This window comes from Marinobacter sp. MIT932201 (assembly GCF_047123295.1).
In the GTDB taxonomy this organism is placed as follows: domain Bacteria; phylum Pseudomonadota; class Gammaproteobacteria; order Pseudomonadales; family Oleiphilaceae; genus Marinobacter; species Marinobacter salsuginis.
Window position 1 is genome coordinate 487411 of sequence record NZ_CP138917.1, and the last position, 10739, is coordinate 498149.

At 52.0% G+C, this 10739-nt stretch carries 9 protein-coding genes; 1 reads left to right on the forward strand and 8 read right to left on the reverse strand.

The genetic code is table 11. The features are described from left to right. The first annotated feature begins 213 nt into the window (after nucleotides 1-213). Nucleotides 214-768 (forward strand): hypothetical protein, encoded by a 555-nt coding sequence (locus SIC15_RS02215; RefSeq protein ID WP_412536991.1) that lies wholly within the window; start codon nucleotides 214-216, stop codon nucleotides 766-768. 374 nt (nucleotides 769-1142) lie between these two features. On the opposite strand, the gene SIC15_RS02220 is transcribed toward SIC15_RS02215, so the two are convergent. The 8 genes from SIC15_RS02220 to SIC15_RS02255 form a co-directional block, all read right to left on the reverse strand. After that, entirely contained in the window at nucleotides 1143-1478 is a 336-nt protein-coding gene (locus SIC15_RS02220) for a hypothetical protein (protein ID WP_412536992.1), read from the reverse strand. Nucleotides 1479-1488: 10 nt separating this feature from the next. Continuing rightward, nucleotides 1489-2319: a hypothetical protein gene (locus SIC15_RS02225; RefSeq protein WP_412536993.1), complete on the reverse strand. Its 831-nt coding sequence runs from the start codon at nucleotides 2317-2319 to the stop codon at nucleotides 1489-1491. Between the two features lie 819 nt (nucleotides 2320-3138). Beyond that, complete coding sequence (locus SIC15_RS02230) at nucleotides 3139-4719, reverse strand: HlyD family efflux transporter periplasmic adaptor subunit (RefSeq protein ID WP_412536994.1); 1581 nt, start codon at nucleotides 4717-4719, stop codon at nucleotides 3139-3141. 568 nt (nucleotides 4720-5287) lie between these two features. Then, a complete protein-coding gene (locus SIC15_RS02235) occupies nucleotides 5288-6628 on the reverse strand; it encodes an efflux RND transporter periplasmic adaptor subunit (protein ID WP_412536995.1) in 1341 nt (446 codons plus the stop codon). 27 nt (nucleotides 6629-6655) lie between these two features. Next, on the reverse strand, nucleotides 6656-7396 hold the full coding sequence (locus SIC15_RS02240; RefSeq protein ID WP_412536996.1) for an efflux RND transporter periplasmic adaptor subunit: 741 nt from the start codon (nucleotides 7394-7396) through the stop codon (nucleotides 6656-6658). A gap of 11 nt (nucleotides 7397-7407) precedes the next feature. Further along, a complete protein-coding gene (locus tag SIC15_RS02245) occupies nucleotides 7408-8097 on the reverse strand; it encodes a SapC family protein (RefSeq protein ID WP_412536997.1) in 690 nt (229 codons plus the stop codon). A gap of 44 nt (nucleotides 8098-8141) precedes the next feature. Further along, entirely contained in the window at nucleotides 8142-8861 is a 720-nt protein-coding gene (locus SIC15_RS02250; protein ID WP_412536998.1) for an OmpA family protein, read from the reverse strand. Then, nucleotides 8858-10678 (reverse strand): TolC family protein, encoded by a 1821-nt coding sequence (locus SIC15_RS02255; protein WP_412536999.1) that lies wholly within the window; start codon nucleotides 10676-10678, stop codon nucleotides 8858-8860. The genes SIC15_RS02250 and SIC15_RS02255 overlap by 4 nt, the downstream gene beginning before the upstream one ends. Between the last annotated feature and the right edge of the window lie 61 nt (nucleotides 10679-10739).

Consider the following 10739-nt stretch of genomic DNA (forward strand, 5'->3'; position numbering starts at 1 on the left):
CATTACAGATAAAACAAGAGAGCTGATGAGGCCAGTTGAAAATGGCTGATGATATTTTTGATTCTTCTTATGTCGGAGAGAAGACCGACACTAAATCGGATAGGCAAGGTTCCTCGGTCAAACGCTTTTTGAAGGAGCCCGTGGACAAGAAAGACATGGATAAATATGGTACTTCTAAGCCTAGGCGCGTAGTTATCAAGGCTAGGATTAAAAATGGTTAAAATAAAAACTGGGAAAGAGTCCAGGGTTTGTCAGGGGGACATTGTAAGAGATGTTGAATACATTGAGTATTTTTCAGAAAAAGACGGAAATATAGAGGTTTCTAAAATAATCTTTCCTTTATCGATTGTCTTGACTCAAGATTGCGATCTGTCTCAGGATTACAAATTTAGATGGTCTAAAGCAAGTACGCCAAACGAAGACAAATGGCTAATGTCAGTGATCGTGGCCCCAATATACAACTTGGAACACGTCTTTTCAGGTGAGCACTTGTCTGAGCTAGAAATGACCATGGCTCAGATTAGTCGAAATAAAACTCCAGGAAAGAACCTAAGAAATAACGAAACGCCACGGTATCATTTCTTGGAATTTCCTGATCGGCTGACTTTGCCTCCTTCTGTTATTGACTTCAAACACTATTTTTCTGTTAATGTGGCTTATCTAAAAAAGCACAAAAGAAATAATTTCGTTTGCCAAGTATCAGATTTATATCGCGAGGATATTTCTCATCGCTTTGCATCATATTTGTCTAGAATAGGGCTTCCTTAAACGAATAATATTCAGTTGCACAGTGATATGCACTTGCCCCAATGCGTATGGTATCCCCATAAAATAAAAAGAGTCCACATCATGTGCACTTGAATGTTCGCTTTGCGACCGGGCCGATCTCCCCAACCTCCTAAACAAAAGCGAAAATTGGCGGGCCAGCTGGAGAGATGCACGTTTCCAATGGATATGGGTAGTGGGATACCGAAACCTACCTGAGGCAAAGGAGATATTGGTGACTATCTAATGGACTGTTCCTAACGGCAGCGACCTCACACTTTCAACAACGGCATTTGGCCTAATGTAGCTGAGGGGTACCTTAAAATACTGTCCGGAATTAGTTGACCACTACACTGGCGTGGTCATTAGCCTGTTTTTTACGAGAAATTAGTCGACAAGCCAGTTAAACTAGAAATTTGACCTGCAACGTATTCAACTAATGAAATACCAATGTCACCCGAATAAGCCTTGAACTCTTCCCACTCATTATCAAAGTCTTCATCTTCTTCGTAATACTCGAAATTGCACTCTATTTCAAGATCGTAAAAGGTAAATCGACTTTTCCCACCAGGAAAGGAAACGTCAACGATCTTCCCTTCGGCTGAGTCAATAAGAGATGGGGAATAGTGCTCTGGAAAAAGGCTAATAATGTCCAAACCATCGATCCAACTGGACTCCTCTGCATCTATTTTTATAAATAAAATGTCAGTCATCCTTTAACACCTATTTAGCAAATCTACTTTTAGCGTTAGCAATATAAGCAATTTCTTTACCCGGAAGATTAGACTCATCTTCGAGAAGTTTTATATCTTGCTTTTGAACTTGAAATATCGATTTTATTGCGCTGGACCATTTAAACTTTACTAGATCTTCAGCAACAGAGGCTGTAGTAGTCACAACAACTTCAAATGTGCCGGTCTGTTGTTTCAGCTTATGCAGGCTCATACTTTTATCGTAATCATTAATTAGTCCGCGAAGCTCATCTTGAACTTCGTACTGCTTAAGGCCTGACTTTCCAGCCTTGTTCATCCATTTCTTAAGTTCCCAAAATCGATCTCTCGCTTCTTTATCCGCTCTAAATTCCTGAATACCCTCCCAAGGAGTAAGATCAGACGGAACAGGAAATTCTCTGAGCGTTAGTCTCACGGCAGAATCTCTAGTGATGTCAGAATCTATATCAAGATCTTCATATGGATTACTAATGGGGACTGCATCAATGCCCTTCGATCTTAATTTTTTTGCATTGAACCTCTCTGGTGTTACAACATTTGAGTCCAACGTTTGTCTCGCATTTAGCATTGAACTCTCAGAGGGGATTAACTCGTTCGATGCAAGTAGGCCGGACAACAAAGTGAGCATCTCTTCTTTCATTAAATACGATATCTCTGGCATCATTTCTCTAACTATCTCGTTCTCGCGTGGACTGAGCCCGGAGCCCCCTAAATTAATTGCTATAGCATCAAACATGAGCAAAAGCTGTTTTGGATAGGATAGATTTTCGAAAGCAAGAGCTGGAACCACTCCAACAAATTGCCCAACATAGTTTTTGTTCATTTTTTTCCAAATCCATAATTTATTTAGCGATTCTGAAAAGCACGGCAACAACTAGAGCAATATCCACGGAACTGACGCAATTTGACTAGCTGAGATCGCGATTTCCAGATCACTAGTAACCCATCGAATGTGCTTTAAATTAGTAGCTTAGCGCATCAATCAAACCCCCGCCACGTATTCATTTGAGCCTTACGGTTCCACAATCAAAGATCTTGATGCTTCATCTGGAGCCAGATTTAATCGGCTACTCGTTTAAACAGCAGGCGGGGCTTTTCGATCATATCAAATACCAAGGCGGGTAAATCTGTAACTTGAGCTTCCGAATCAAGGCCCCCGCCTTAAGGACGATGCCCCACTTCGTTTAGAAACAGAATCTGCGAGCCTGAAGGGCGGCGGACGGACCTCGAAGAAAAGGTGCGCTTGAGGACAATAGGCTACGGGTGCCCAGTGTACAGAGGTAATTCCAGGCTGATTTTATCCAATGGCAAGTCGTGGTCTATCCTCCTGACTGTTCGCTTTGCGACCAGGGCATACTCCGGACCCAGCTAAACAAAAGCGGACATTCGAGTCAGGGCTTTTCTGCAGGGCCTCCAAGCTAATCACAGCCATTGCGTCCAATGTGATTGGCAGAAAGGATGCTAGCGAATCGCCAGCAGATGCCGGATGGCATCCTGCACGTGAAAAGCACTGTATTACAGCCTTATGCAGTAGGAACCGTTGACGAGCAACCCGAACGGGCATCATCCCTATGGCCGACCGAAGGATGTACTTACTAACCTGTCGACTCCGAAAACCACGATTTTTTGATAATACGATGAGTTAGAATCCGCTTTCCCGGATCAGCACAGCAGCCGCATATCGAAAAAAACGACCCAGAAGGCTTTCTGCCGGCGCTTCTATGCTAGCCCTCCCTGAGAGCTGCCAAGCAGTAGCTATATGGCGCTCAGTTGCGACCAGACGTACCCGATAGACACCTTCCTCAAGCGCCGGAGCACCTTCGGCACCATTCTGCTTTACAGCCAGCGGCCCGCCATAAGTACTTGCCAATGATAGATGCGAAAGGCGATCGGAGCCCATTTCTTCAACGGCCACCACCTTTACGTTCACAGCTTGGTGTGTACCGTCGTCTGAAATAAATCGGCCCTCGGCACCCACTTGAATTCGTGAGCGTTGCTGTTCAGAAACGTACGCAGTGACCTGAATACCTGTCTGACCTATCACCTCGGCCAGCAACTGATCGCGTCCCATCCACTGGCCCGGACTCAAATCAGCCAGACTTGCGACTTTGCCTGCCAAAGGGCTCCTTACAACCAGAGCGGCAATACGCTCCTGGAGACCAGAAAGGCGCACGCGCTGTTCTGCTAACTGGCGTCGCAAGGTTCCCTCTGAAGCAAGGTCTTGGAAAGATCCAGCCCTGCGATCAAGCCGCGCTTGGATAACGGCGATACGATGTCTAGCCTTCTCTACTTCCATGGTAAGGGAGGGTTTTTCAAGATCCACGAGAACATCACCCTTGGCGACATCGTCTCCTGACGAAACCGATACAGAAACAATCCGGGCTGGTTCTGGCGGATGTACCCGTGAATACGAGGAAGCCTCAAGGACAGCCGGCAGGGGTAAAGTCGAGCGCCATGGGACCAGCAACAGCCCCAGAATGAAAGCGGATACGAGTATCGTGCGCACAACACGTTTATTCCAGCCCCATTGGTGACGGATCACTGTAGACATCTCCTGAAGAACCGGCCGGACAATAAACCATCCGATTTCAATGAAAAAAAGAACAATGCCGAGTGCCTTGAATGCAAAATGGTAAATCAGTAACGCAATGCCCAGGAAAAGGAAAAAACGGTAGATCCAGGTAGCGACCGCGTAGGTCACTAGAAGCCGCCGCCGACGGGGTCGAAAAATTTCTGGCGGTGCCTCACCAAACCCGAAAAGGGTCTCCCGCAATTGCCAGCGTGCCAACTCGAAGGCACGTGGTTGCAGATTGTGAATGCCCCAGACATCGCTTAACGCATGATACCCATCGAAGCGCATGAATGGGCTGATATTAATGAGTAGCGACGTAACCCAGCTTGTCGTCGCAAGAAAAAAAACCGCATCACGCAAGCCACCGGAAGGCAGAAAGCTCCAGGCAAAGGTGGCCAGCAGGGCTATCGCCAGTTCTGTTTTAACACCTGCGAGGGCAACCTGAAGACGATCCCGGGGGTTGGCAATGCGCCAGGTATCCGTGGCATCGGTGTACAAAACCGGGAATAGAACCAGAAACGCCACACCCATCGAAGGAACTCTACAACCAAAATGGCGGGCAACAAAAGCATGACCCAGCTCGTGAGCAGTTTTGACGCCAATCAGGGCCAGCGCAAACCAGGCAACGCCCTCCCAGTTCAGAAAACGCATAAACGTACCCGTGAACGCGTCCCACTGACGGAGCGCCAGAATAATCCCGATCAACCCAAGCAGTAACGTCAGCTTTGCGAACAGACGGCTACCTATAAAACGCACTCGATTCAGGTTACGGGCAAGGAAAGGGTCGGGACGAACCAAAGGCACCCGAATGAAAAGGTAACGGTGCAACAGCCATTGATACCAGTGGGTACGATTCTGGGACCACTGTTCTTCCAGTCGAGCGCTATCTGCAGAGGTTCGTGCTTCAGTCAGACCGTTTGAGACCAGAAACCGCGCAACGCCCGTGACATCCTCGGCATCAACTTCAACACCATGATCGGAAGCAGACTCAGCAATCTCTTCCGGGGTTGCACCTGTGCGCCAGTGACGAAGCACGCGAAGCCCGCGTACATGAAGATGGAAATAACGGTTGCGAACAGGATCGAAAAGCATCCACATAGGGCTGCCGTCAGCTTCACCACTGCCTTTGAAAAGACGTAAGTCTGCCCGCATTGCCGGTAGCATAATCTGATCCATTGTGCTTTCACCACCGATCACTCTCTAGCCGTCTGTTGCATCGTCAGATCCCTACCATCTGGCGTAATGCCGTGATCGGGCGACGGAACAGGTAGAACGCAAGGGATACGCGCGGACCATCGAGCCTCGCGGTTCCACTCAGCCCCACCCGCAGATAAGGGCGCTCTTCGGTAAGCTTTGCCGTAACCCGGTAAACCAGCTCGCCCTGTTCACTCACAACTGGCTGATAGGCTGCTCGTAGTACTTCTCCGGGCACGGGTTCAAGAGGATGCGCATCCAGAAAGAGCTTCAAAGGTGCTCCAGGCTCTAAGACGACCGCGTCACTTACCGGTAGAGTCACACTCAACTCGAAGCTGGTCGGGTCAGCCAACAGCATGACTCGCTCGCCGGTCTGGACCGGCTTACCGGCCCACTTGCTGCGATCATCGAAAACTGCGATACCAGAATGCTCCGCCTTGATGACGACCTTTTCAAGTCGACGCTCTGCGAACTGCAATTCCGTGCGTCTCAGCATTGCTTCAGCCTCAAGAGTCGCCAGCGCTGCACGGCTTTCGGCACTATCGAAGGACTCCTGTTGCGCACGACGATAGCGGGCCTGCGCCACTTCCAACGCCTCTCTGGCTACTTCAAACCGATTGCGCGCTTCTAGGTCCTCAAACCGGACCAATGGTTGGCCCGCTTCAACCCTCGCGTTTGGTTCGACCAGTACACTCTTGACCACCCCCTGCATCGGGGCGGCAACAACTGTGGGATTCAGGGCGACAACTTCTGCCGGTGCGAGCGCCGTTAGTTTAACCGGCAGCGACAGCACAAGGGCAATCAATAGCATGACAGAAAACCAGAGTGACCGGCGTTTCAGCCAGCGTCTTGCATCACCACGCTTGCGCTTCGGATTGAGTGCGCCAAGTGCATGTCCGTAGACTTCGCCCAGGTGTTCAAACAGGTAGCGTTCGTTCTGGGAAAAAGCCGCTTCACGAGCCACCCATAGCCATCCGACCGTATCGCCATCGGGTGGCGCCAGGGGCACAAGGATCGCTGTGGGCGGGCTGAGATCCGACCAGGCATCCCGATCCCAGTCAGAAAGATCATCGGGAACGACCGGCACTGAGCCATGATGGTCTACTGGCAAACTTTGTGCCACCCGCTCCAGCCACTGAACATAGGGTGTACTGCGATCCACCGCAGGGACATCTGAAATCGCTGAAACGTGAAGGCCTCGGAGATCCGGCTCAAGTATCGCGGCGTGACGATAGTCAACAACGCTTCGAGTTTCATTAACAGCTACAAACCGTAGGCCGGCCAAGGAATCAGCTGCCCGAGCCCGCCGTTCAACGTCGAAAAGAGCCGACAGACTTGCGGAGCTAAGCGGCAACTCACTTGCCATCAGGAACTCCATTCATGGGCGATTCGATCATTGCGATTCTTCCCCCGGTCGTCCCGGAAAACGGGCAGTACCACTCATGCCGGGGCGTAAATCCCCATTGTCGCTACTCAAACGAGTCCAGACAGGCAAGGTATGACTGACAGGGTCTACCGCCGCTCCGATGCGGACAACCTGACCTTCAACCATAGTGCCGGTTTCCTCCACTGAGAAAACGACTTTCTCACCGTTTTCGAGCCATGTCAGCCACGTAGCCGGAATGATTATTCTTGCCTCAAGTTGCTGCCCAACAACTTCCAACAACTTTTGTTGAGGCTGGACGCTCTGATATTCGCTGATATGTTGCTTAACAACTCGACCATCAAAAGGGGCTTTTACAAGGCAACGATCGGTGTTAAGACGGGCGATTTCTAACTCTGCAGCTTTTTCCTGGACCGCCAGATCCGCCAAATTAACCTCAAGCGTGCCAACGGCATCAAGGTTCGACAGCCGCTGCTTATTGTCCAGAACACGCTCTGCTTGCCTCAAACGGATAGCCACCTTTTGCCGCTCTGCTTCGTACAGTGCGCAACCTATCTGCGCCAGTGTCTCGCCTTTACTAAAGCTGTCACCCTCTCGCTTGGGCAACGATGCCACCAGACCACTCAGCTCACTGGACAGAACAGTGCGCTGAGCCGCCTCAACGACGCCTCGGGGCAACTCGGCAAAAGCAGTACCACTGGTCAGCGACACAAGGGTCAGCAGAAAAAGCAATCGGGCGCAGAGGCTCATCTGGACTCCATCTAATTGATCAAACGGTGAAAATTGCTTAACGACATCCAGTGGGCATGAACAGCCTCAAGCAAACCACTCCGGGCCCAGTTGGCCAACGTGGCATCATTGAGACTGGTAAGCCGGTCCCGGTTAACCAGGCAAACACCGGTTATGCGCCTGGCAACTTTGCCATCCTTTCTGAGGTCGAGATGACGTTCAATCAGAACACCAGAATCGGTGAGCGCCTGGAAGTGTCCTGGAACGGCATTGGCCTCTTTCTGAAAACGCTTCAAAAATGCGATAGCCTCTGCGACAGAGCCTTGCGTCACCACGCTCTGACCATCAAAAAGAGGCTCGCCTTCTTCGACACTGAAATGGGGGGCCTTCGGATCAATCAATACAGCGTGTTGTCCATCCCGGGCCTCCTGGGGAGCGAGTGCAAAGGGATATTTGCGAATAAAAGCCGGCAGATAACCGGCTGTCCAACGCCCGGACTCGTCTACAAACCGATTGATTCCATCGCTGTCACCAAGAATGGCCACCGGGCGCTGGGGCGAGGCCGCCGGAAAAACAATGGGGAAGTGCCTGGATGCTTCCCGCATTTCGCTGAACATCAGTGGCACCTGGCTGATCGCGCCTGCAAACCGGTAGTCCGCGACCTTTCTCAGACACAAACGGCCGTGGCGGCTTGCGCTCATGGTCTCAAGTTGCTGGAACAAACATAACTCCTGCCGTGAGGCTAGTCATTACCGGCATGTCCGGGTTATTGACGCCCCAGAACACGAAGCTCAACCCGACGATTCCGCTCACGTCCAGTCTCCGTATCATTGGCCGCCCGGGGTTCACTCTCGCCATATCCCTGTACGGTCAATCGAGCTGGATCGATGCCATTGTCCACGAAAAAATCACGCACAGTGCGTGCCCGTCGCAGGGACAGATTACGATTGTATTCACTTGCACCCTGAGAGTCCGTATGGCCACCAATTTCTACCCGCAGGTCCCCACGGCGAAGAATGCCCAACTGATTTTCCAAAGCCTGCTCCGCCCCCGGAAGTAGGTCGGCGCTATCGAGAGCAAACACCACACCCTTGAGCTCAACCTGCTCACAACCATTGGACAATACATCAGCGCCTGCTGGAGAGTCAGGGCATTCATCCAGGCTGTCAATGACGCCGTCATTGTCTGAATCGTTTGGCTCCGGTTCCGGTCTGGGCTCACTTCGTTCGCTTGCCTCGACCCCGGGTCGCACGCCGTCAAGTCCACAACGCCGGGGCTCGCCCGGAGCCGCAAAATGCACGTTCTCACAGGTACGACAATCGTCGCCCATATAGGCTGTCAGCCCTGACAGTTCCGATGTGCAGGCTCTGGGCACGGGCAGATCCTCACTACTACCGGTTGCACAGCCGGCAGTGACGCCTGCCACTCCAACGATAACGAAGGCGAATAACGTCCGATGAATCCTAAGGGTCTTACCCGGCATCATATTGAGGCTCCCGTTTGAAGCGTAAAGAAGTCACGGGCAAAGACGCCGCTGTCGTGTTGTGCACGAACCATGAGACTGACGGGCTCAGCATTCGATGAGTCCTCTGCACGGAAAGTCCGCGTGTCCGGGTCAAAGCTGAGCCACTCCGGCAACGCATCGCCGTTGGCCAGCTGGGCCGTGTATTGAACGGTTCCCTCAACAGAGAAGGTGTCTTCGGCAAAGCGAAATGAGGCCGCACCCTGGTCATCGGCAACTAACCGGGGGTTTTGATCATCAATAGGCAGTACAACCGCTGCGATATGCCCCTGCTGCCACTGTAATTGGCGCTCCTCAATCGCTTCAGCCAGACGCGCGGGCGTCTTGGCCTCGGCCGGATACGGATCAAGCCCCATGCTCTTGAAGATGCGAGCAAAGGCATTCTGGATCTGGGCGTAGGCCAGGTCCCTGCGCAATTCTGCAACCAGGGCGTTGAGGCGCTCTTTGATGACCTGCAATTGTCCGCTGCTGTTTGACTGCTCCTCACGCTGAACGAGATCGGAAATTCCACGGGATACATCGAGATAGGTTTCCGCCGTTTCCAGCTTGCGCCTGGAACTTTCGAACTCCAGCAACGCCAGATGCAGCTGCGTCAAAACGGCGATTGAGGCGGCAAGACGCTTTTCGCGAGCCACTTCAACACCCATTTCAGCCGCCTTACTTTCGCTGTTGGCCTTGAAAATGTTGAGCAGGTCCCAGCTCACTGCAGCGCCAACGCTACCCCATTCATTGAAGCGCAGAAACCGGTTGCTATCGTATTCATACCCGGCGCTGAGGCTGAGGTTCGGGAACATTTTCAGGAAGGCTGCTCTCACTTCCTTACGGGAGATTCTTTGTTCGTATTCTGCAGTCCGGATTTCAGGACGTAACAGAAAAGCGGTCCGCTCCATGGTGGGCAAATGCATTGGCAGCGATGGGGCAGCAATGTCATCGGTGTCATAATCCGGAAGCGGGATTTCCGTGCTTGGCGGCAAGCCCATCAATCGGGCCAGACGCTTTTCAGCACCAATCAGCTCCTCCTGCAGACTTGCCAGCGATCGTTTAATATCAAGCAGGCCGCGCTGGTAAGACAGCGTATCCATGGGGTTTGCCAGGCGCTCTCGCTGGATCTGGCGACTGCGCTCAAGCGCGGCATCGACTTCATCCATGAGCGGACCGACCTTGCCCAGCAAACGCTCGGCTGACACCGCTTTCCAGTAGGCAGTACGTACATCCTGAGCGAGATTCTGAACCGCTTTACGTTCCTGCTCCTGGGCAATCAGGTACTGATCAGCCTTTTGCTGGGCGCGCACGTAGGACAGGCCAAAGTCGAGAACGCTCCAGGTAAAGTCGACACCGTAGGTGGTGCGCTCCTTTTCCTGCGATACCGAAAAGGTCTGACCGCCGCCACCGCCTTGGGGTTCTCCGTTGATAAACGGCACGCTCTCTGTTGCGGCGTATTCGGTGCGCTCGGTATACCCAGCCCGAGCCGTGAGGGAGGGCAGCATGTCGAAATTGGCCACATCAAGCTGACGGTATCTCAAGGCCGCACGCATCGCGCTGACGCGCCGGTCCCGATTATGCAGTAGAGCCCTCGCGATGGCTTCTGAGGGTCGCAGGTCGTGCTCGATCCTGTTCTGGGATTTCTCAAGAGCGATGCGATCACTTCTCGCCTGATCGTCAAGCTCAACGCGCTGAACCGGACTCGGTGTCACCGCGCAACCTGCCAAAAGGATCACAGGCACGATCATCCCTGCTCGGGCGGAGCGTTTCTTGGCATGGGTTTTCATTTGGTCAGACAACCGTTTTCTCCCTTTTACTCTGATAACCACTGTTTGGTGTTGCCGGGCAGCCATGGTCAAC

Bases quoted from the DNA above. Each gene is read 5' to 3' on its own strand.
- SIC15_RS02230 (WP_412536994.1), bottom strand. From the start codon at position 4,719: ATGCGTTTTCTGAACTGGGAGGGCGTTGCCTGGTTTGCGCTGGCCCTG.
- SIC15_RS02235 (WP_412536995.1), bottom strand. From the start codon at position 6,628: ATGGCAAGTGAGTTGCCGCTTAGCTCCGCAAGTCTGTCGGCTCTTTTC.
- SIC15_RS02250 (WP_412536998.1), bottom strand. From the start codon at position 8,861: ATGATGCCGGGTAAGACCCTTAGGATTCATCGGACGTTATTCGCCTTC.
- SIC15_RS02215 (WP_412536991.1), top strand. From the start codon at position 214: ATGGTTAAAATAAAAACTGGGAAAGAGTCCAGGGTTTGTCAGGGGGAC.
- SIC15_RS02220 (WP_412536992.1), bottom strand. From the start codon at position 1,478: ATGACTGACATTTTATTTATAAAAATAGATGCAGAGGAGTCCAGTTGG.
- SIC15_RS02225 (WP_412536993.1), bottom strand. From the start codon at position 2,319: ATGAACAAAAACTATGTTGGGCAATTTGTTGGAGTGGTTCCAGCTCTT.
- SIC15_RS02240 (WP_412536996.1), bottom strand. From the start codon at position 7,396: ATGAGCCTCTGCGCCCGATTGCTTTTTCTGCTGACCCTTGTGTCGCTG.